The sequence below is a fragment of the Stenotrophomonas sp. PS02297 genome (assembly GCF_029959705.1).
Lineage (GTDB): Bacteria > Pseudomonadota > Gammaproteobacteria > Xanthomonadales > Xanthomonadaceae > Stenotrophomonas > Stenotrophomonas nitritireducens.
Genome location: NZ_JASCOS010000009.1, coordinates 50,694 through 71,233, shown reverse-complemented (window position 1 = coordinate 71,233; position 20,540 = coordinate 50,694). Strand labels below are relative to the sequence as shown.

The following is a 20,540-nucleotide window of genomic DNA, read 5'->3' as shown; positions in this document are numbered from 1 at the left end:
CGGGCCCGGGGGGCCCCCCCCCCCGCGGCCCGCGCCGGCGCGCAGCCATGGGTCGTCGCGCAGCGCCGCCGCACGCGCGTGCAGTCGCTCGGCGTCGGCCCAGGCGCGCACGCGCGCCGGGTCGGCAGCGAGCCAGTCCTCGAAGGCCTCACGCTCGGCGCGGGTGCAGTCGGCGGCGTCCAGCCGTGCCACCCAGGCCGAGGCCCGGGCGAACAGTGCGTCGCGTGTCGGCGCATCGCGCTCCATCACTCCTCCCCGCCCATGTTGAAGGCGTCCGCGCCCAGTTCCTGGCGCAACCCCTGCAGGGCGCGCGCGACATGCTTTTCCACGGTCTTGGCGGTGATGCCGCGATGCCGGGCGATCTGGCTGTAACTCATGCCGGTGATGCGGTTGAGCAGATAGACCTCGCGGCAGCGCTCGGGCAGTTTCAGCAGCGCCTGGCGCAGGGCGTTGAGCATCTGTCCCGATTCGGCCTGGCGCAGCGGCCCGGGCGTGGAGAAGGGCGCCTCGCTCGGCAGGTCGTGCTCGGCCAGGGGCAGGTGCGGCGCGGCGTGCGCGGAACGGCCGCGATCGGCCAGGCGGTTGCGCGCGATCCGGTACAGCAGCAGCTTCAATTCCCCGTGCGGATGCTCCCGGTAGCGGATCAGCCGTTCCATGCAGTCCTGCACGATGTCCTCGGCGTCCTCCTCGCTGGCGCCGCGCGCGCGCAGGAAGGCGCGCAGCGGACCGCGCTGTTCGCGCAGGAACAGGACGAAGGCATCGTCGATGGTGGCGGGTGTCGCGCCATCGACCGGGGCAGGAAAGGCGGACAGTCGGGGAATCCGTGGCGAGGGGTGCAGGAGAGTGTACGCAGCACGGCGTCGACGGGAAGCACCCTCCGGGCAGGTGGATGCGCGGATGAATCCATTCATTTCCAGAGGGCGGGTGGACTGGGGGGGATGGGCGCCCCGGGGCGTTCTGCCTTGGTCCCGCAGGCGCGGGATGGGCGGGATTCCCCGCTGCCACCATGGAGAGAGAAGTGCGAATGAAACGATCGGTATTGAGTATGGCGCTGTCCGGACTGCTGGCCACCGCCGCTTTCGGCATGGCCGGGGACGCGAGCGCGATGACGGTCCACGTCAACGGCGACCGCATCTTCCTGAGCGGCGACGTCACCCTGGCGGACATCGTGGCGTTGCCGGCGATGCTGGCCAAGGCCGAGGCTGAGGGCAGGCCGTTCCGCGAAGTGGTGCTGCGCACCTCCAACGGCGGCGCGCTGATCAGCGGCGAATGGCTGCAGGCGGTGATCCGCACGGCCGGCCTGAACACGATCGTTTCCGGCCACTGCATTTCCTCCTGCTCGATCATGCAGTCCGGCGGCGTCGAGCGTTACATGGCCGGCGACCTGCCGACCGAAGCCGACTCGGTGCAGATCCACGCCGCCAGCTCCGGCGGCCGCGTGACCTACGGGCCGTCGCCGCGCATGTTCGGCATCTACACCGGCAACTACGGCGGCGGGATGGACGAGGAACTGCTGTACAAGGCGTTGTTCCAGGTCACCCAGCCCAATGGCCTGCTGGTCTTCACCGACCCGTCGCGCACCAGCGGCGATTCGGTCAGCTTCGATCCGGACGGTACCGGCCGCAAGAGCCAGACCTTCCCGGGCCAGGACATGTTCAACAACAACATCATGACCTCGGCCGACTACAACAATCCGGGCGATACCCTGCGGGTGACGTCCAACGTGACCGGCGACATCAACCCCGGCTACCTGCGTACCGGCAGGCTGCTGCAGGCGCTGGTGGACGACGACTTCGCGCGCTGGAACGACGACGACTATGGCACCACCTACATCAACCTCGCCGTCACCATCTACAACCTGGCGCAGAACGGCCCCAACGGCATCGGCCAGTTCTCGATCCAGGACTACCTGAGCGACCCGGGCATCCAGGCGATGCTTCGGTCCAAGCTGCGCCTGGACGAGCTGGACGTCTCGGCCCTGGCCAACTCCGCCGGCGTCATCAGCATCGGCAACGGTGCGATCTGGCGGACCGCGGCGACCACCGGCGCCGACCTGATGCGCGTGGACAGCGGCGCCATCGCCCTGGAAGGCGGCGCCCTGCGCACCACCGAGCTGCGCGTCCAGCGCGACGGCGCGCTGATCGGCCATGGCGACATCGGCTCGGCGACGATGGATTCCGACGCGCTGCTCGACGCCACTGGCCCCTCGTGGCGCGAGGACGGCTTCAGCCGCGTGGTCATCAACGGCCTGCTGATGCCGCGCGGCGGCGATCTCACCACCCATGGCTACGTCAACATCCAGCCCGGCTCGCTGGTCGCCTTCGACGTGACCGAGGCCGGCGGCGCGGCGGCCGGCCGCCTGCGCATCGGCGATTTCTACGATGGCGGCATGAACGAGGGTGCGCTGGTCGTGGCCCCGGGCGCGCAGCTGGCGCTGAACGTCGCCGAAGGCTTCTACGGCGCCGACTACGTGCGCGAACTGATCGACGGGCCGATCTACATGGCCGGCGCCTACCAGGGCTTCCAGCAGGTCGCCCGCCTGGGCGATGCCGGCTACAGCGCCAGCATCGCCGATGGCGAGGTGTACCGTCCGCGCAACAACTCCCTGCTCAGTTTCAACGTGCACCAGACCGCCGACGGCCTGTGGCTGACCGCCAACACCGGCTTCGAGCAGACCGGGCTGTTCGCCAACGCGCAGTCCGGCGACGGGCTGGGCCGCGCGCTGGCCGCAGCCGCCAATGGCGGACGTGCCGGCATGAAACCGCTACTGGGCGCGCTGCAGTTCGCCGATCGCGACGTGATCCAGCAGCAGGCCGGCGCGCTGCGCGGCGACGCGCACGCCACGCTGCAGCTGGCCGACGCCGCGCTGGTCGGCGGCATCGGCAGCGTCATCCAGCACCACCAGTTCGACCTGCGCAGCAACGGCGGCGACGCCGATGGCCTGGCCGCGCAGGCGGCGCAGGCGGCCTCGGCGCAGCCGGGCATGGGCAATGGCAGCCTGTTCAGCCAGCTGGCCATGCACCTGGTCGAGCCGGCCGCCAATGGCGAAGGCGAGGGCGGCATGCAGGGCGGCGACAGCCGCCGCGGCGTCGGCATCTGGGGGCGCGGTTTCGGCAGCCAGGGACGGATCGATGCGCAGGGCAGCGTCGCCGGGATGAGCCAGAACATCGGCGGCATCGTGGTCGGCGCCGACACCCGCGTGGCCGACGACAAGGTGGCGCTGGGCGTGAGCGTGGCCGCGGCCGACATGTCGGCCAGGGCGCGCGACGGCGTTGATTTCCACGGCGATGTCCGTGCGCTGGACATCGGCGGCTATCTGGAGGCGGCCCATGCGAAGGGCTACGTGGCCGCTTCGGTGCGCTACACCGACCTGCGCCACGACACCCGCCGCAGCATTGCCGGCATCGAAGGCCTGCAGGCCCCGCTGCGCGCCAAGTACGACAGCAACGCGGTGTCGGCACGGCTGGAGCACGGCTTCTCGTTCACCACTGCCGGTGGCGCGGTGCTGCAGCCGTTGTTGCCGGTGGTCGACTACGCCCGCCTGTCCAATGCCCGCTTCGACGAGGGCAAGGGCGCCGGCGCGCTGGCCGGCCGCAGCGGCAGCCTGGAGAGCCTGCGCGTGGGCGCCGGCCTGCAGCTGTTCAAGACCTTCGACGGCCGCAATGGCGAGCGCATCACCCCGCACGCGCGGGTGCTGTGGCAGAAGGAACTGCGCGACAGCCAGGCGCGCTTCACCACGGCCTTCGCCGCGGCGCCGGACCTGACCTTCGGCACGGCCAGCCAGGAACTCGGCGAGCAGCTGCTGTCGTGGAACCTGGGCGTCAGCAGCCGCGCCAGCGAGCGCCTGTCGGTGATGCTCGACTACGTCGGCGAACGTCGCGACGGCCAGACCGTGAACGGCGTGATGCTGGGTCTGGGCTACCGTTTCTGATCCATGGAAAGCCCTCCCGGTGGCCGGCGCCGGTCACCGGGAGGCAGTGGAAACGCGGCGCTGCGCGCGGGTGCGACAACATGTCGCATGCTGAACCGGGCTCCAGCTGCGCTGGATCATTGTCAATGCCTTTCTAAAGTGATGGGCGAAGCCTAGAATTGCCGGGCTGAATCCGGCAGTCCCGTATACGTTTTCCCCCTTGGGCAATCCATCGGGTGGTCGTTTCGCGCAAGCGTGCAAGGGAGTGCCGGACAAGGCCCCCCCTCGCAATTGGATCGACCGATGATTCCGTTGAAATCACTTGGACGCAGCCTGCGTCCGGGCCTGCTGCTTGCCTTGTCCGCGCTGTTGGCGGGCTGCGACGCGGCCATCCTGAACCCCAAGGGCCAGATCGGCCACGACGAGAAGACCCTGCTGATCACCGCCACGGTGCTGATGCTGCTGGTCGTCGTCCCCGTGATCGTGATGACCCTGGTGTTCGCGTGGAAGTACCGCGCTTCCAACACCAAGGCCCGCTACGAGCCGAAGTGGTCGCACTCCACCGCCATCGAAGTGGTCGTGTGGTCGATCCCGTGCATGATCGTGCTGGTGCTGGCGGTGCTGACCTGGCGCTCGTCGCATGCGCTGGATCCCTATCGGCCGATCGAATCGGAGCACGCGCCGGTCGTGGTCGAGGCGATCTCGATGGACTGGAAGTGGCTGTTCGTCTACCCGGAAGAGAACGTGGCCGTGGTCAACGAGCTGACCTTCCCGGTCGATGCGCCGCTGAACCTGAAGATCACCTCGGACACGGTGATGAGCGCGTTCTTCATCCCGCGCCTGGGCAGCATGGTCTATTCGATGGCGGGCATGGAGACCAAGCTGCACCTGGTCGCCAACGAGGCCGGCGATTTCGAGGGCATGGCCTCGCACTACAGTGGTGCCGGCTTCAACAAGATGCATTTCACCGCGCACGCGGTGAGCGAGGAACAGTACCGCGCCTGGCTGGACAAGGTCCGCGCCGGCGACAAGGTGCTGGACAAGGTCGCGTTCACCGACCTGGGCGCCGAGAAGAACCACGACTGGTATCCGGTGACCTATTACGGGCGCACCGAAGCCGGGCTGTTCGACTGGATCCTTGCCCGCCACATGGGTGAGAACCACCACTTCGGCATGAAGAAGCACGACCATGCGGCCGCGCCGCAGGATGCCGCCGCGCACGAGGGCCATGAAGGCCACGACGCCGGCGACAGCCAGCCGGACGCTGCCGGCGATGCCGGACACAACGCTGACGAGCACGCCGCCCATGCCGGGCACGGCGCCTCGGGAGAATGACAATGCTGGGCAAACTGACTATCGAAGCGGTCCCGTACCACGAGCCGATCATCATGATCACGCTTGGCGCGGCCGGGCTGATCGGCCTGCTGGTCCTTGGCCTGATCACCCGGGCCAGGCTGTGGGGCTACCTGTGGAATGAATGGTTCACGTCGGTGGACCACAAGAAGATCGGCGCGATGTACCTGATCGTCGCCTTCGTGATGATGCTGCGCGGCTTCGCCGACGCGGTCATGATGCGCCTGCAGCAGGCCGTCGCCGCCGGCGGCGCCGAAGGCTACCTGCCACCCCATCACTACGACCAGATCTTCACCGCCCACGGCGTGATCATGATCTTCTTCGTGGCGATGCCGCTGATCACCGGCCTGATGAACCTGGTCGTGCCGCTGCAGATCGGCGCGCGCGACGTCGCCTTCCCGTTCCTGAACTCGCTCAGCTTCTGGCTGTTCGTGTCCGGCGCGGGCCTGGTGATGATCTCGCTGGGCGTGGGTGAATTCGCGCAGACCGGCTGGCTGGCGTTCCCGCCCCTGTCGGGCAAGGAATACAGTCCCGGCGTCGGCGTGGATTACTACATCTGGGGCCTGCAGGTCTCCGGCCTGGGCACCACGCTGAGCGGCATCAACTTCTTCATCACCATCCTCAAGATGCGCACCCCGGGCATGAAGCTGATGCACATGCCGGTGTTCAGCTGGACCGCGCTGGTGACCAACGTGCTGATCATCGCCGCCTTCCCGGTGCTGACCATCACCCTGGTGCTGCTGACCCTGGACCGCTACCTGGGCATGCACTTCTTCACCAACGACGCCGGCGGCAACGCCATGCTGTACATCAACCTGATCTGGATCTGGGGCCACCCGGAGGTCTACATCCTGGTGCTGCCGGCGTTCGGCGTGTTCTCCGAGGTCATCGCCACCTTCTCGCGCAAGACCCTGTTCGGCTACAAGGGCATGGTGTACGCGACGGCCTGCATCGGCGTGCTGTCCTTCCTGGTGTGGCTGCACCACTTCTTCACCATGGGCTCGGGCGCCAACGTCAATGCCTTCTTCGGCATCACGACGATGATCATCTCGATCCCGACCGGCGTGAAGATCTTCAACTGGCTGTTCACGATGTACCGCGGCCGCGTGCACTTCACCTCGCCGGTGCTGTGGACGATCGGCTTCATGATCACCTTCGTCATCGGCGGCATGACCGGCGTGATGCTGGCGATCCCGGCCATCGACTTCGTGCTGCACAACTCGCTGTTCCTGATCGCGCATTTCCACAACGTCATCATCGGCGGCGTGGTGTTCGGCATGTTCGCCGGCATCACCTACTGGTTCCCGAAGATGTTCGGCTTCAAGCTGGACGAGACCTGGGGCAAGCGCGCGTTCTGGTGCTGGTTCATCGGCTTCTACGTGGCCTTCATGCCGCTGTACGTGCTTGGCTTCATGGGCGTCACCCGCCGCCTGCAGAGCTACCCGAACGCCGACTACCAGCCGTACTTCGTCGTGGCCATGATCGGCGCCTTCATCATCGGCGCGGGCATCCTGTGCCAGATCGTCCAGATCATCGTGTCCATCCGCGACCGCAAGAAGAACGTGGACCTGACCGGCGACCCGTGGGATGCGCGCACGCTGGAGTGGGAAACCGCTTCGCCGGTGCAGTTCTACAATTTCGCCACCCTGCCCAAGGGCGAGGAGCTGGACGATTTCTGGGAGCGCAAGCAGCGCGGTGAGGCCTGGCCGAAGCCGGCCAAGTACAGCGACATCCACATGCCGCGCAACACCGGCACCGGCGTGGTGATCGGCGCCTTCAGCCTGGTGTTCGGCTTCGCGATGATCTGGCACATCTGGTGGCTGGCGATCATCGGCCTGGTCGGCATGATCGGCACCTTCATCTACCGCACCTTCGACACGGACGTGGACTACTGGGTGCCGGCCGCCGAAGTGGAACGCATCGAAAACGAACACCGCCGCCACCTGGAAGCCCAGGGGCTGGTGAAGACCGAGGTGAAGGCATGAGCACGACCGCCCACGCGTTGAACCATGGCCACGCCGCGCAGGCGGCGGACCATGGCCATGACCACGAGCACCACCACGACGCCGGCGAGAGCACCGTCTTCGGCTTCTGGGTGTATCTGATGAGCGATCTGCTCATCTTCGCCACGCTGTTCGTCACCTACGTGGTGCTGTCCGGCGGCACCAACGGCGGCCCGGGGGCGAAGGAACTGTTCGACCTGAAGTTCGTGGCCGGCGAAACCGCGCTGCTGCTGGTGTCCTCGCTGACCTTCGGCCTGGGCATGATCGCCATGCACCAGAAGAAGGTCGGCCTGATGTTCGGCTGGCTGGCCGTCACCTGGCTGCTGGGCGCCGGCTTCATGGTCATGGAGATCTGGGAGTTCAACCACCTCGTGCACGAGGGCTTCGGCCCCGACCACAGCGCCTTCCTGTCGGCGTTCTTCGCCCTGGTCGGCACCCACGGCCTGCACGTGAGCGCCGGCCTGCTGTGGCTGCTGGTGATGTTCATCCAGCTCAAGCGCAACGGCCTGACCCAGACCAACAAGACCCGCATGGCGTGCCTGAGCCTGTTCTGGCACTTCCTGGATCTGGTCTGGATCGGCGTGTTCTCTGTCGTCTACCTGTCGGGAGCCCTCTGATGTCCGCCCATGACAACCACGCCCACGGTGCCGGCGGCGAGAGCCACGGCAGCGTCAAGTCCTACCTGATCGGCTTCGTGCTGGCGGCCATCCTGACCATCATCCCGTTCTGGGTGGTGATGAGCGGCGGCCTGTCCTCGACCTTCGCCACCGCGATGGTGATCCTGGTCGCCGGCCTGCTGCAGCTGCTGGTCCACCTGGTGTTCTTCCTGCACCTGGACCGTTCCTCGGCGGCACGCTGGAACGTCAATGCCGGCCTGTTCACCGTGGTGGTGATCGGCATCATCGTCGCCGGCACGCTGTGGGTCATGTGGAACATGAACTACCACATGATGCACTGACGTCGGACGACGCCGTTATCGAAAAAGCCGCCCTTCGGGGCGGTTTTTTTGTGGCGGCGATACGTGGTTGGCCGGTGATGCCCCAGCGGGGCGTTGCCCCGCTCTACAGGTCGGCGGGGTTCTGTAGCGCCGGGCAGCGCCCGGCGGGGCTCTCACGGGGGCGAAGAGCTTCGGGGAAATCACGCCGGTGAGCCGGGCCGGTGATGCCCCAGCGGGGCGTTGCCCCGCTCTACAGGTCGGCGGGGTTCTGTAGCGTCGGGCAGCGCCCGGCGGGGTTCTCCCGGGGGGCGAAGAGCTGAGGGGAAATCGCGCTGGTGAGCCGGATCCGTGATGCCCCAGCGGGGCGTTGCCCCGCTCTACAGGTCGGCGGGGTTCTGCAGCGCCGGGCAGCGCCCGGCGGGGCTTTCCCGGGGGCGATAGGTTTCGGGGAAATCGCGCTGGTGAGCCGGGCCGGTGATGCCCCAGTGGGGCGTTGTCCGCTCTACGGGAGATGCGGCCGTGCGGCCGATTTTCCTGGCGGTGGGCGGAGAAGCTTCCTGCCGCGTCGATGGAACGGGGCAGGGCGCTTGAGGCGTGCGCCGGCGTCGATCACGTCGCCTGGCGCAGGAAGGTTTCCGGATCCATCGGCTTGCCGAGGTGGTAGCCCTGCAGGAGATCGCAGCCCAACTGGTCGAGGAAGTCGCGCTGGGCCTCGGTTTCCACGCCTTCGGCTACGACCTGCAACTGCAGCGAGCGGCCGAGCGCGACGATCGAGGAGACGATGGCCGCGTCCTCGGCGTTGTTCTCCAGGTCGCGGACGAAGGCGCGGTCGATCTTCAGTTCCGAGGCCGGCATGCGCTTGAGATAGAGCAGGCTGGAGTAGCCGGTGCCGAAATCGTCGATGGCGATCTTCACGCCCATTGCGGTCAGCGTGTTGAGCAGCTGCAGGCTGGCCTCGACGTTCTTCATCGCGGTGGTCTCGGTGACCTCGAGGGTCAGGTGACCCGGATCGAGCGCATGGCGCTGGAGCGCGTCGCGCACCGTGTCCACCAGCGAAGGCGAGGTGAACTGCAGCGGCGACAGGTTCACCGCCATCGACCAGCTGGTATGGCCGGCGTCGTGCCAGGCGCGCAGCTGGGCGCAGGCGCGGTCGAGCACCCAGTCGCCGATGGGCAGGATCAGGCCGCTGCGCTCGGCGATGGGGATGAAGGTATCCGGGCCGAGCAGGCCGAGTTCGGGGTGCTGCCAGCGCAGCAGCGCCTCGGCGCCGATCACCGGCTGGCCGCTGCCCGGGAACTTGGGCTGGTAGTGCAGGATCAGCTCGTCGCGGGCGAGCGCGCGGCGCAGGTCCTGCAGCAGGCGCAGGCGCCGGGCAGCGCTGGCCTGCATGGCCGGGGTGAAGAAGGTGTAGCCGTTCCGGCCCGATTGCTTGGTGTGGTACATCGCCGCGTCGGCGTGCGCCATCAGCTCGCGTTCGCTGGTGGCGTCGTCCGGGTACAGCGCGATGCCGAGGCTGGCGCTGAGCTGCAGCTCGGCGGCGTCGATCACGAACGGTTCCGCCACCGCCGCGGTGATGCGCTCGGCGACGACCACCGCATCGTCGGTCGATTCCACGCCCAGCACCACGACGAACTCGTCGCCGCCGAGGCGGGCGAGGGTGTCCTGCGGCCGCAGCAGCTCGCGCACCCGTTCGGCCATGCGCACCAGCAGGCGGTCGCCGAACTGGTGGCCGTAGGCGTCGTTGACCAGTTTGAAGCCGTCCAGGTCGCAGAACATCACCGCCACCGAGGCGCCGTGGCGCTTGGCCTTCTCGATGGCCTGTTCGATCCGGTCCTGCAGCAGCATGCGGTTGGGCAGGCGGGTGAGCGGATCGTGCAGCGCCGCTTCCACCAGTTCCTGGTTGGCGCGTGCCAGCGAGTCGGCCAGGCGCCCGGTACGGCTGTGCAGGCGCTTGTCGAACAGCGAGGCGATCAGGGTGATGCCGATGATGCCCAGCGTGGTGACGATCACCAGCACCGCCAGCCAGTGGCTCTGCAGGCCGCCGTCGACCGCGGCGCCGCAGATGCTGCCGGCGGGAAAACGCGCGGCGGCCATGCCGGTGTAGTGCATGCCGACGATGGCCAGGCCCATCACCAGCGAGGCGGCCAGGCGCAGCAGCCGGATGTGCCGGCCCTCGCGGCGCAGGCGCAGGGCGATCCACAGCGCCGCGCCCGACGCGCCGATGGCGACCAGGATCGAGGCGATGAACCAGAACGGGTCGTAGTCGATGCCCGGCTGCATGCGCATCGCGGCCATGCCCAGGTAGTGCATGGCCGCGATGCCGCCGCCCATCAGCACGGCGCCGGCCAGCAGCCGCGGCCACGGCAGCCGCTGCCGCGAGACCAGCCACAACGCATAGGCCGAGGCGCCTACCGAGGCGGCCAGCGAATACAGGGTGATGGCCAGGTCGTAACCGACCGGGATCGGCAGGTGGAAGGCCAGCATGGCGATGAAGTGCATCGACCAGATGCCCAGGCCCATCGCCAGGGCGCCGCCGATCATCCAGCCGTACAGGCCGCGCCCCGTGGCTGTCGCCAGGCGTCCGGCCATGTCCAGGGCCGTGTACGAAGCGAGGATGGCGACCAGCAGGGAGAAAACGACCAGGGTCGGGTTGTAGGTGCCAACCATTTGGGGGGAATCCGACGTTTCGTGGATGAAATAGTGCATCAACTAGCGGCGTGCAGGCGTGCTTCTTTAGTCGGGACGGTCGCATCGGCTGCGACGGCCGGCGGGTATCCTGTGCGCGCCCCCACCGAAGGAATCCCGATGGCGAAGAACCGCACCGCCTATGTCTGCAGCGAATGCGGCGCCGAATACAGCAAATGGCAGGGCCAGTGCACCGAGTGCGGCGTCTGGAACGTGCTCGGCGAGGTCGTGCTGGAGAGCGCGGCGGCGGTGAAGGCGCCGGCCGCGCGGCGCGGCGGCTGGGCCGGCAAGGTCGAGGCGCCGAGGATCACCGCGCTCAAGGACGTGCGCCAGAGCGAGCATGCGCGCGTGTCCACTGGCATCGGCGAGTTCGACCGGGTGCTGGGCGGTGGCCTGGTCGAGGGCGCGGTGGTGCTGGTCGGCGGCGATCCGGGCATCGGCAAATCGACCCTGCTGCTGCAGGCGCTGGCGCGGATGGCCGGCACGCTGCCGGTGCTCTACGTCACCGGCGAGGAATCGCTGGCGCAGGTGGCCGGGCGCGCGGTGCGCCTGGACCTGCCGCTGGACGGCCTGGACGCGCTGGCCGAGACCGGTATCGAACTGATCCTGCAGCATGCCGCCGCGGCGCGGCCGAAGCTGATCGTCGCCGACTCGGTGCAGACGCTGTGGACCGAGACCCTCACCGCCGCGCCCGGCTCGGTCAGCCAGGTGCGCGAGAGCGCGGCGCGGCTGGTGCGCTTCGCCAAGGAGACCGGCACCGCCGTGTTCCTGGTCGGCCACGTGACCAAGGAGGGCGGCATCGCCGGTCCGCGCGTGCTCGAGCACATGGTCGATGCGGTGCTGTACTTCGAGGGCGAGAGCGGCAGCCGCTTCCGCGTGCTGCGCGCGTTCAAGAACCGTTTCGGTGCGGTCAACGAGCTGGGCGTGTTCGCGATGGGCGAGAAGGGCCTGAAGGAGGTGCCCAATCCCTCGGCGATCTTCCTGTCCGGCGGCAGCACGCGCCAGCCAGGCAGCTGCGTGATGGTCACCCGCGAGGGTACCCGGCCGCTGCTGGTGGAAGTGCAGGCGCTGGTCGATGCCTCGCCGCTGTCCAACCCGCGCCGGGTCGCGGTGGGGCTGGAGCAGAACCGGCTGGCGATGCTGCTGGCGGTGCTGCATCGCCACGGCGGGGTGATGGTCGGCGACCAGGACGTGTTCATCAACGTGGTCGGCGGCATCCGCGTGCAGGAAACCGCGGTCGACCTGCCGGTGCTGCTGGCGGTGCTGTCCTCGCTGCGCGACCAGCCGCTGGCGGAGAAGACCATCGCCTTCGGCGAGGTCGGCCTGTCCGGCGAGATCCGCCCAGTGCCCAATGGCGAGGAGCGCCTGCGCGAGGCAGCCACGCATGGTTTCAAGCGCGCCATCGTGCCCAAGGCCAACGCGCCCAAGGCCGGTTCGGTCAAGGGCATGGAAGTGATCGCGGTCGAGCGGCTGGCCGAAGCGATCGAGGCCGCCTGAGCCATGCGCCCGCGATTCGCCGTCGAAGGGAGGCAGCCGATGCGCCGCGCATGGGCCGGAATCGGGGTGCTGGGGCTGCTGCTGGCGCCGGCGTCGCAGGCCGCGTCCTTCTGCGTGGACCCGCTGGCCGTGGCGCGCGCGCTCTTCGAGGCGGGCACTGCCGCGCGCTTCCTGGATGCGCCCGATGCCCTGCTGAGCGCGGAGTTTTCGCGGGCGATGGCGGGCGAACGCGACTGCCAGGAGCGCGAGCAGGGCGTCTGCCGGCTGGACTACGATCCCTGGCTGGATGGCCAGGACGGCGACATCGACGGCGATGCCAGCTACCAGTGGCATGCCGCGTCGCCGGACAGCGGCGTGGTGGAGGTGCGTTTCCCGGTATGGGGCCAGGGCCACCGGACGCGCCTGGCGATGCGCCGGCAGGGGGATCGCTGCTGGCGGGTCGACGACGTGGTCACCAATCGCGGGGAATCGGTCCGCGAAGTGCTGGCGCGACCGGTTCCCTGAGAGCGCCGGCCGCGACCGGGGTCCTGGTTACCGGGAGTGCCCGAGTACCAGTTCGATCACGAACTGGCTGCCGAAGAAGGCCAGCAGCAGCAGCACCATCGCCGCCAGCGTCCAGTGCACCGCCTTCACCCCGCGCCAGCCGTTGCGGCGCCGGCCGATCATCAAGGTGCCGAACACCAGCCACGACAGCACGCTGAGCACGGTCTTGTGCACCAGCTTCTGCGCCAGCAGGTCGTCCACGAACAGCACGCCGGTGACCAGGGTCAGGGTCAGCAGGCAGAAGCCGACGGTGATGGTGCGGAACAGCAGGCTTTCCAGGTCGGTCAGCGGCGGCAGGGCGCGCAGCCAGGGGCGGAAATCGCGCCGGCGCAGGGCGCGCTCCTGCAGCCACAGCATGATCGCCAGCAGCGCGGCGATGCTCAGCGTGGCGTAGGCCAGCAGCGCCAGCCAGGCGTGGGTGGCCAGTTGCCAGCCCAGCACCCTGCTCGGCTCGTGCCCGTAGCCGTGGTAGGCCAGCAGCAGCAGCGCCGCCATCGGGAACACCAGCACGCCCAGCGCCGCCATGCGTCCGCGCGCGCCCACCACAGTGGTGAGCAGGGCCATGCCCAGCGCCACCAGCGACAGCGCGGCGAAGAAATGCATGTCCGGCCCGCCGCTGGTATGCATCGCCACCATCAGGTGGTAGCCGCCATGCAGCGCCACCGCCGCCGATGCCGGCCACAGCCAGATGCGCGACCCGGAGGCGCGCTCGGCCGCCAGGCCATGGACGAGCAGCCCGGTGGACAGCAGGTAGAGCGCGACGGCGATGAGAACGATTGTCATCGGCACAGTTTCGCATACGGGCCCGCCGCTGGCGATGCGGGCATGGCCGCGGCGCGCCCGGCCCCACCGCCGGCCATGATCCGGGCGGCGGAATTCCGTCCCGGCGATGGCAGACTCGCGGCCAGTGCGCCCAAACGCGACAGCGCGCGACCCGCTCACGCGCTTGCCGGCCCATCCGGCGACCGATGATGAAGACAGACCATCCCGACATGAAGCCGCCTCGATGTCCACACTGCGCAAGCGCCTCCTCGCCCGTAAATCCTTCGAAGCAGTCCGCGCCGATGCCGAACGCCACGGACTGCAGCGCAAACTGGGGGCCTGGCACCTGGTCATGCTGGGCATCGGCTGCATCGTCGGTGCCGGGGTGTTCATCATGACCGGCACCGCGGCTGCGAACTATGCCGGCCCCGGTGTGGTGCTGTCGTTCGCGCTGGCTGGCCTGGCCTGTGCGTTCACCGGTCTGTGCTATGCCGAACTGGCGTCGACCCTGCCGGTCTCCGGCTCCTCCTACACCTATTCCTACGCCACGCTCGGCGAGGGATTCGCGTGGGGACTGGGCTGGCTGCTGATGCTGGAATACGGGCTGGCCGGCGCGGCGCTGGCGGTCGGCGTCTCCGGCTACCTGTCGAGCCTGCTGGGCGATTTCGGCATCATCGTGCCGGCCGCGCTGAACACGCCGCTGGTGCAGGGCGTGATGACCGAAGTCGGGCTGGTGTTCCGCATCAGCGGCGGCGTGAATCTGCTGGCGGCACTGTGCGTGCTGGGATTCGCCTGGGTCCTGATCCGCGGGATCAGCCAATCGGCCGCCGTGAACACGGTGATGGTCGTGTTGAAACTGTCGGTGCTGCTGCTGTTCGTGATCGTCGGTGCGCAGTACGTCGACACCGCCAACTGGACGCCGCTGATACCGCCGAACGAAGGCGACTTCCGCTACGGAATGGCCGGTGTGCTGCGTGCCGCGTCGGTGCTGTTCTTCGCCTATCTCGGTTTCGAGACGGTCTCGACCGCGGCGCTGGAGGCGCGCAATCCGCAGCGCGACATGCCCATCGGCATCCTCGGCTCGCTGGTCATCTGCACCCTGCTGTACGTGGCCGTCGCACTGGTGCTGACGGGGCTGGTGCCCTACCGCATGCTCGGCGTCCCTGATCCGATCGCGCTGGCCATCGACCATATCGGCCAGCCTGCCATGGCGCTGTTGATCAAGGTCGGTGCGGTGGCGGGACTGTCGTCGGTGTTGATGGTCAATACCTACGGCCATTCCCGGATCTGCTATGCGATGTCGCGCGACGGCCTGCTGCCGCCGCTGTTCGCCCAGGTGCATCCGCGCTTCCGCACGCCGCACAAGGGCACCCTGGTGGTGGCCGGCATGGCCGCGATCGCGGCCATGCTGCTGCCGATCTCGATCCTCGGCGATCTGGTCAGCCTGGGCGTGGCATTCGCGTTCTCGATCGTGGCCATCAGCGTGATGTGGCTGCGCACGCACCATGCGGAACTGCCGCGACCGTTCCGGGTGCCGCTGGGCGGGGTGCGCATCCGCGGCATCTGGATCGGTACCGTGCCGGTCTGCGCGCTGCTGTTGTGCCTGTGCATGGCCGGGCCGGTGCTGTACGACATCGGCGCCAAGGCCGCCAATGGCGACGTGTTCCCGGCGACGATCCTGGTGCTGTACCTGCTGGCAGGGGTCTGGATCTATGCGCGCTACGGCTACCGCCACTCGCGCCTGGGCGCGGCTCAGCGCGAGACATAAGCGCTCGGCGGCTCGCCGAACGCACGGTGGAACATCGCGGTGAACGCGCTCGGGCTCTCATAGCCGACATCGAGCGCCACCGACGTGATCGAGCGCCCGGAGGCCAGCAGCGACACCGCCTGCATCAGCCGCACCTGCTGGCGCCACAGCGCGAAACCCATGCCCAGTTCCTGCTTGAAGGTGCGGGTGAAGGTGCGCCGGCTCATGCCGACCAGCACCGACCAGGCATCGATGTCGCGGCGGTCCGCCGGGTCGGCGATGATCGCCCGGCAGGCATGCACCAGCCGCGGATCGGAGGGCATCGGCACGTGGTAGGGCGCCCCCGGCATCCGCCGGATCTCGTCGAGCAGCAGCCATGCGATGCGGCCCTCGCGGCCGTCCAGATCATAGGCGGCCGGGAACTTCACCACTTCCAGCACCAGCGCCTTGAGGAAGTCGGAGACTTCCAGCACGCGGCAGCTGTCGGGGGCGTTGTCATGCACCGGGTCGATGTACAGCGTGCGCAGCGACACCGCGCCGCGGCACGAGACCTCGTGCATGGTGTTCGCCGGCAGCCACACCGCGCGCTGCGGAGGGATCACGAAACTGGTCTGCGGCGTGACCACCGACATCACCCCGGCGCTGGCATACAGGAACTGCGCCCGCTCGTGGCAATGCCAGGGGTCGACGAAGCCGGCCGGGTATTCGTCCTCCAGTCCGATCATCGGCCTGGCGTTGAGCGGATAGTCCTGGCTGTGTTTCATGGAACGGCGGTGCGGTTTGTGTGGCATGGGCCGATCACACCGTATTCGTTGCGGACACGCAACACCATTCATGGCGACCGCGCGGCATCTGGCCCGACTGCGAGATTCTGCGACCTTTCCCGGTCAGTGGTGCGGGTGGTCGCGGGGCTAATGTGGACCGCCAAGGAGGAATCATGGAACGCAACGACCAGTCATCCACCGCCGCCCGCCACGACGATGTCGATCCGGAGGTCCGCACGTTCCTGCAACGCATGAACGCCGGTTACGCGGCATTCCCGGGCCTGGCCCAGGCTTCGCTGCCGGAAGCGCGGCGCATCGCCGAAACGGTGCGCGCGCAGTGGGTGCAAGGCGGCCCGGCGATGGCCACGACCACCGAGCTGCGCGTCGGCGCAACGCACACGCGCATCCGCATCCTGCGGCCGCAGCACGGCGACGCCAGCCTGCCCGCACTCGTATACCTGCATGGCGGCGGCTGGACGATGTTCAGCATCGATACCCACGACCGCCTGATGCGCGAGTACGCCGGCCGTGCCGGCGTGGCGGTGGTCGCGGTGGATTACAGCCTGTCGCCGGAGGTCAAGTTTCCGCGTGCGCTGGAGGAGACGACGGACGTCATCCAGTGGTTGCGCGCGCACGGCGCCGAGCATGGCATCGATGCTGCGCGGCTGGCCGTCGGCGGGGATTCGGCCGGCGCCAACCTGTCCGTGGCCAGCCAGTTGCGCCTGCGCGAATCGGGGCAGCCGGTGGTGTCGGCGATGCTGCTCAACTACGGCGCCTACAGCGACCGGCCGACGCCGTCATGTACGCGTTACGATGGCCCGGACTACATGCTCGAGGTCGAGGAGATGCACCGCTTCTGGCTCAATTACCTGCGGGACGACCGCGACCGCGGCGACCCGTTGGCGATGCCTCTGCATGCCGACCTGCACGGCCTGCCGCCGGCATTCCTGGCGGTGGCCGAATGCGACATCCTCGCCGACGGCAACCAGGCGATGGCGCAGGCATTGCGCGACGCGGGGTGCACCGTCCAGGCCCATACCTATGCCGGTGCCACCCACAGTTTCCTGGAGGCGATGTCGATCTCCACACTGGCCAACCGCGCGCTGGACGATGCGTCCGCGTGGCTGAAGGAGCGACTCGGCGCGTGATGAATACCCTGTTCGATCCACACTCTCCCGACGATGTCCTGGCACTGGTGCAGGACTTCCCACTGGCCTGGGTCATAGCGCGCGAAGGCGAGGCGCCCGCCACGCCGTTGCCGCTGCTGGCCGAAACCGACGCCGACGGCCGCATCGTGTCGCTGTTCGGGCATTGCGCGCTGCGCAATCCCATGGTCGCCGCGCTGCGTGCCGCGCCGCGCGCGCTGCTGCTGTTCCAGGGGCCGCAGGGCTACGTTCCGCCGCGGCTGGTTTCCAGGCCCGCCTGGGGGCCGACCTGGAACTACGCCGTGGCGCGCTTCGACACCCGCATCGAATTCGTGCCGGACGAGAACGACGCCGCTTTGCGCCGCCTTGCCGCGCACCTGGAAGCCGGCCGCGACGATCCATGGACGGTGGAGCGCATGGGCGAACGCTATGCCCAGCTCGGCCAGCACATCATCGCGTTCCGCGCGCATGTGCTGGCCACCCACGCCACGTTCAAGCTCGGGCAGGACGAAGGGCGCGGGACGTTCGACGAAATCGTCGCCGGCCACGACTCCGCCGGACTGTGTGCCTGGATGCGGCGCATGCGGAAAGGGGACTGACCGCATGGCACGGCGCGCCGCGATCCTGTCGGGCCTGCTGCTTGCGCTGGCCATCCCGCTCACGGCCGCCGCCGCGGACCGCGATCCCTACGCCAGCACCTATCGCGCCGCGGACGCGCCGGCCACGCTGATCGTCGGCGCGACCGTGCTCGACGGCCTGGGCGCGCGCCTGGAGGGCCACGACGTCCTGGTCGAACGGGGCAAGCTCGTCGCCATCGGCCGCGCGTTGCCACGGCCGCCGGGCGTGCGGGTCATCGATGCGCAGGGGGCCTGGCTCACGCCCGGCATCATCGACGTGCATACCCACCTGGGCACGTTCGCGCAGCCGTACGAGCACGGCGCGCATGCGTTTGCGGACGTGTCCGAAACCAGCCGGCCGGACAGCGCCGATGTCTGGATCGAACATGCGATACGCGCCAGCGACCCGGCGTTCCTGCATGCGCTTGCCGCCGGGGTCACCACCCTGCAGGTGCTGCCCGGCTCCTCGTCGGTGATCGGCGGGCGCGCCGTGGTGCTCAAGCCGATCCCGGCCACGACCGTGGCGGCGATGAAGTTCCCGGGCGCGCCGCAGGGGCTGAAGATGGCCTGCGGCAGCAATCCTTCGCTGTCCGCGGAGGGGCGCCCTGGATTCCCCGACAGCCGCATGGGCGTGGTCGCCCACCTGCGCGACCTGCTGGCGCAGGCCAGTGCGCGGATGCGCAGCGGCAAGCGCGCGGCGATGCCGGATCTTGCGCAGGACACGCTGGCGATGGCGCTGCGGGGCGAACTCCAGATCCACCTGCACTGCTACCGCGCCGACGACATCGCCACGATCCTGGCGGTCGCCGATGAGTTCGGCCTGCGCATCGCCGCGGTCCACCATGCCACCGAGGCCTACAAGATCCCCGACCGGCTGCGCGAGCACGGTGCGTGCGCGGCGGTGTGGCCGGACTGGTGGGGCTTCAAGCGCGAGGCCGAGGACGGCATCCGCGAGAACGCGGCCTTCGTCGATGCCGCCGGCGGATGCGCGATCCTGCATTCGGACATCCCGGTACTGGGCAACCTGCTGCATGTGGAGACCGCCAAGGCCGCCGCCGCGGGCCGCCGCGCCGGCCTGGACATTCCGTCCGAGCATGCGATCCGCTGGATCACCTCCAACCCGGCGCGGGCACTCGGCCTCGACGACCGCATCGGCCGCATCGCGCCCGGTTACAACGCCGACCTGGTGCTGTGGAGCGGCGACCCGCTGCTCGTACGCAGCCGGGTGCGGCTGGTGATGATGGACGGGGTCGTGCAGATCGAGGATGGGCAACGCCCGCAGGCCGATTTCGAACTGGGCCGCCGCGCAATGGAGCCGGGACCATGATCCGCGAACGCATATTCGTTCTTGCCTGCACGCTGCTGTCCGTCACCGCGCAGGCCAGCGACAGCATCGCCATCGTCCATGCGCGCGCCCATCCGGTGTCGGCGCCCGTGGTCGAGGACGCGACGGTGGTGCTGCGCGACGGCCGCATCGTGTCGGTGCAGGCCGGCGCACCGGCGCCGGCCGGCGCCCGCGTGGTGGATGCCGGTGGCCGCGACCTGACGCCGGCGCTGTTCCATCCGGCCACCCAGATCGGACTGTCCGAGGTCGGCAGTGGCCAGGAGGCCACCGCCGCCGGCAAGCCCCGTGCCGGCTACGCCCTGCACTACGGCATCGACGCCAACACCCAGAACATCGAGCAGGCGCGCGCCGACGGCGTCGCACGGGCGCTGGTGGTGCCATCGGCCGCCGGCGACGATGTGTTTTCCGGCCGTGCGCTGCTGCTGCGGCTGCGAGCCGGCGCCGACATCGTCGAGCGCACGGGCGACGTGGTGCAGTTTGCTTCGATCGGTACCGATGGTTCGCGCGCGCATTCGCACGCGGCGGCATGGCAGCGGCTGCACGAGGAGCTCGGTCGCGCGCGCGCGGCACCCGCGGCCGATGGCGGCGACCCCGAGGCCAGCGCCGACGCCGTCGCGCTGCAGGCGGTGGCAAGCGGGGCGGCGCCACTGGCGATCGCCGCGCACCGCGAGGCGGACATCCGCCAGGCCATCGCCCTGGCGCAGCGCTGGAAGCTGCGCGTGGTGGTGGTCGGCGGTGCCGAAGCCTGGCGTGTCGCGCCGGAGCTGGCGGCCGCCGGCATCCCGGTCGTGCTCGATCCGCTGGATGCGCTGCCATCGGACTACGACCGGCTGGGCGCGCGCCACGACAACGCGGCGCGGCTGCACCGCGCGGGCGTGAGCATCGCGTTTGCGGCATCGGCGCAGGGCATCTACACCAGCTGGAACGCCGGCCCGTCGCTGCGCCAGGCCGCCGGACTGGCGGCCGCCTACGGCCTGCCGGACGACGTCGCGCTCGCCGCCATCACCCGCGTACCGGCGCGGATCTGGGGGCTGGACGAGCGCATCGGCACGCTTGCGGCCGGCGCCGATGCGGACCTCGTCCTGTGGGACGGCGACCCGCTGGAACCGGCCACGGCGCCGGCGGCGGTATTCATCGCCGGACAGGAGATCCCGCTGCGTACGCGCCAGACCCGGCTGCGCGACCGCTACCTCCCGGCGTCGCTGCGACGCGAGGCCGGCCGTTGAGCCCGC

At 69.1% G+C, this 20,540-nt stretch carries 17 protein-coding genes; 12 read left to right on the top strand and 5 right to left on the bottom strand.

The features are described 5' to 3' along the window. Both QMX80_RS04070 and QMX80_RS04065 read right to left on the bottom strand, forming a co-directional pair. Positions 1–246, bottom strand: a 246-nt coding sequence (locus QMX80_RS04070; protein WP_282275419.1) for a FecR/PupR family sigma factor regulator, incomplete at its 3' end; no start/stop codon positions are given. Beyond that, positions 246–743: an RNA polymerase sigma factor gene (locus QMX80_RS04065; RefSeq protein ID WP_273080643.1), complete on the bottom strand. Its 498-nt coding sequence runs from the start codon at positions 741–743 to the stop codon at positions 246–248. The genes QMX80_RS04065 and QMX80_RS04070, both read right to left, overlap by 1 nt. Positions 744–1,024: 281 nt before the next feature. Between QMX80_RS04065 and QMX80_RS04060 the strand changes: the two genes are divergently transcribed. From QMX80_RS04060 to cyoD, 5 genes are all read left to right on the top strand, one after another. Then, positions 1,025–3,931, top strand: a complete 2,907-nt coding sequence (locus tag QMX80_RS04060; RefSeq protein WP_282275422.1) for an autotransporter outer membrane beta-barrel domain-containing protein — start codon at positions 1,025–1,027, stop codon at positions 3,929–3,931. Positions 3,932–4,213: 282 nt separating this feature from the next. Further along, the gene (gene cyoA, locus QMX80_RS04055) at positions 4,214–5,245 is read left to right on the top strand and encodes a ubiquinol oxidase subunit II (RefSeq protein ID WP_282275418.1); all 1,032 of its coding nucleotides are present in this window, start codon (positions 4,214–4,216) and stop codon (positions 5,243–5,245) included. Positions 5,246–5,247: 2 nt separating this feature from the next. After that, positions 5,248–7,248: a cytochrome o ubiquinol oxidase subunit I gene (gene cyoB, locus QMX80_RS04050; protein WP_282275415.1), complete on the top strand. Its 2,001-nt coding sequence runs from the start codon at positions 5,248–5,250 to the stop codon at positions 7,246–7,248. Continuing rightward, positions 7,245–7,883 carry a cytochrome o ubiquinol oxidase subunit III gene (gene cyoC / locus QMX80_RS04045; RefSeq protein ID WP_273080250.1) on the top strand — a complete coding sequence of 213 codons (639 nt, stop codon included), beginning with the start codon at positions 7,245–7,247 and terminating at the stop codon, positions 7,881–7,883. The genes cyoB and cyoC overlap by 4 nt, the downstream gene beginning before the upstream one ends. After that, a complete protein-coding gene (gene cyoD, locus QMX80_RS04040) occupies positions 7,883–8,224 on the top strand; it encodes a cytochrome o ubiquinol oxidase subunit IV (RefSeq protein ID WP_055768240.1) in 342 nt (113 codons plus the stop codon). The genes cyoC and cyoD overlap by 1 nt, the downstream gene beginning before the upstream one ends. A 588-nt stretch (positions 8,225–8,812) precedes the next feature. Here cyoD and QMX80_RS04035 read toward each other — a convergent pair. Next, the gene (locus QMX80_RS04035) at positions 8,813–10,870 is read right to left on the bottom strand and encodes a bifunctional diguanylate cyclase/phosphodiesterase (protein ID WP_282275413.1); all 2,058 of its coding nucleotides are present in this window, start codon (positions 10,868–10,870) and stop codon (positions 8,813–8,815) included. A 138-nt stretch (positions 10,871–11,008) separates the two neighbouring features. On the opposite strand from QMX80_RS04035, the gene radA reads away from it, so the two are divergent. Together radA and QMX80_RS04025 are read left to right on the top strand one after the other, a co-directional pair. Next, complete coding sequence (radA, locus tag QMX80_RS04030) at positions 11,009–12,385, top strand: DNA repair protein RadA (protein WP_055768246.1); 1,377 nt, start codon at positions 11,009–11,011, stop codon at positions 12,383–12,385. A 39-nt stretch (positions 12,386–12,424) separates the two neighbouring features. Beyond that, positions 12,425–12,889 (top strand): hypothetical protein, encoded by a 465-nt coding sequence (locus QMX80_RS04025; RefSeq protein WP_282275412.1) that lies wholly within the window; start codon positions 12,425–12,427, stop codon positions 12,887–12,889. A gap of 27 nt (positions 12,890–12,916) precedes the next feature. Here QMX80_RS04025 and ccsA read toward each other — a convergent pair whose 3' ends face one another. Further along, on the bottom strand, positions 12,917–13,711 hold the full coding sequence (ccsA, locus tag QMX80_RS04020; RefSeq protein WP_055768250.1) for a cytochrome c biogenesis protein CcsA: 795 nt from the start codon (positions 13,709–13,711) through the stop codon (positions 12,917–12,919). A gap of 223 nt (positions 13,712–13,934) precedes the next feature. Here ccsA and QMX80_RS04015 point away from each other — a divergent pair, with 223 nt between their 5' ends. Continuing rightward, entirely contained in the window at positions 13,935–15,458 is a 1,524-nt protein-coding gene (locus QMX80_RS04015; protein ID WP_055768253.1) for an amino acid permease, read from the top strand. Here the strand turns inward: QMX80_RS04015 and QMX80_RS04010 are convergent. Continuing rightward, positions 15,443–16,201, bottom strand: coding sequence for a helix-turn-helix transcriptional regulator (locus QMX80_RS04010; protein WP_055768256.1), 759 nt, complete (start codon positions 16,199–16,201; stop codon positions 15,443–15,445). The genes QMX80_RS04015 and QMX80_RS04010 overlap by 16 nt on opposite strands. A 173-nt stretch (positions 16,202–16,374) precedes the next feature. Between QMX80_RS04010 and QMX80_RS04005 the strand changes: the two genes are divergently transcribed. Genes QMX80_RS04005 through QMX80_RS03990 form a run of 4 tightly spaced genes read left to right on the top strand, consistent with a single transcriptional unit; the run spans position 16,375 to position 20,534 of the window. After that, positions 16,375–17,349 carry an alpha/beta hydrolase fold domain-containing protein gene (locus tag QMX80_RS04005; RefSeq protein ID WP_282275408.1) on the top strand — a complete coding sequence of 325 codons (975 nt, stop codon included), beginning with the start codon at positions 16,375–16,377 and terminating at the stop codon, positions 17,347–17,349. Further along, a complete protein-coding gene (locus tag QMX80_RS04000) occupies positions 17,349–17,945 on the top strand; it encodes an FMN-binding negative transcriptional regulator (RefSeq protein WP_282275407.1) in 597 nt (198 codons plus the stop codon). The genes QMX80_RS04005 and QMX80_RS04000 overlap by 1 nt, the downstream gene beginning before the upstream one ends. Before the next feature lie 4 nt (positions 17,946–17,949). Continuing rightward, the gene (locus QMX80_RS03995; protein WP_055768265.1) at positions 17,950–19,290 is read left to right on the top strand and encodes an amidohydrolase family protein; all 1,341 of its coding nucleotides are present in this window, start codon (positions 17,950–17,952) and stop codon (positions 19,288–19,290) included. Further along, positions 19,287–20,534, top strand: coding sequence for an amidohydrolase family protein (locus tag QMX80_RS03990; protein ID WP_282275406.1), 1,248 nt, complete (start codon positions 19,287–19,289; stop codon positions 20,532–20,534). The genes QMX80_RS03995 and QMX80_RS03990 overlap by 4 nt, the downstream gene beginning before the upstream one ends. Positions 20,535–20,540 lie beyond the last annotated feature (6 nt).

Excerpts from the sequence above, each read along its gene's own strand:
- QMX80_RS04000 (WP_282275407.1), top strand. The coding sequence starts at position 17,349 with ATGAATACCCTGTTCGATCCACACTCTCCCGACGATGTCCTGGCACTG.
- cyoB (WP_282275415.1), top strand. The coding sequence starts at position 5,248 with ATGCTGGGCAAACTGACTATCGAAGCGGTCCCGTACCACGAGCCGATC.
- QMX80_RS04015 (WP_055768253.1), top strand. The coding sequence starts at position 13,935 with ATGTCCACACTGCGCAAGCGCCTCCTCGCCCGTAAATCCTTCGAAGCA.
- QMX80_RS03990 (WP_282275406.1), top strand. The coding sequence starts at position 19,287 with ATGATCCGCGAACGCATATTCGTTCTTGCCTGCACGCTGCTGTCCGTC.
- cyoD (WP_055768240.1), top strand. The coding sequence starts at position 7,883 with ATGTCCGCCCATGACAACCACGCCCACGGTGCCGGCGGCGAGAGCCAC.
- cyoC (WP_273080250.1), top strand. The coding sequence starts at position 7,245 with ATGAGCACGACCGCCCACGCGTTGAACCATGGCCACGCCGCGCAGGCG.
- QMX80_RS03995 (WP_055768265.1), top strand. The coding sequence starts at position 17,950 with ATGGCACGGCGCGCCGCGATCCTGTCGGGCCTGCTGCTTGCGCTGGCC.
- QMX80_RS04035 (WP_282275413.1), bottom strand. The coding sequence starts at position 10,870 with ATGGTTGGCACCTACAACCCGACCCTGGTCGTTTTCTCCCTGCTGGTC.
- QMX80_RS04005 (WP_282275408.1), top strand. The coding sequence starts at position 16,375 with ATGGAACGCAACGACCAGTCATCCACCGCCGCCCGCCACGACGATGTC.
- QMX80_RS04060 (WP_282275422.1), top strand. The coding sequence starts at position 1,025 with ATGAAACGATCGGTATTGAGTATGGCGCTGTCCGGACTGCTGGCCACC.
- ccsA (WP_055768250.1), bottom strand. The coding sequence starts at position 13,711 with ATGACAATCGTTCTCATCGCCGTCGCGCTCTACCTGCTGTCCACCGGG.
- QMX80_RS04010 (WP_055768256.1), bottom strand. The coding sequence starts at position 16,201 with ATGAAACACAGCCAGGACTATCCGCTCAACGCCAGGCCGATGATCGGA.
- cyoA (WP_282275418.1), top strand. The coding sequence starts at position 4,214 with ATGATTCCGTTGAAATCACTTGGACGCAGCCTGCGTCCGGGCCTGCTG.
- QMX80_RS04025 (WP_282275412.1), top strand. The coding sequence starts at position 12,425 with ATGCGCCGCGCATGGGCCGGAATCGGGGTGCTGGGGCTGCTGCTGGCG.
- radA (WP_055768246.1), top strand. The coding sequence starts at position 11,009 with ATGGCGAAGAACCGCACCGCCTATGTCTGCAGCGAATGCGGCGCCGAA.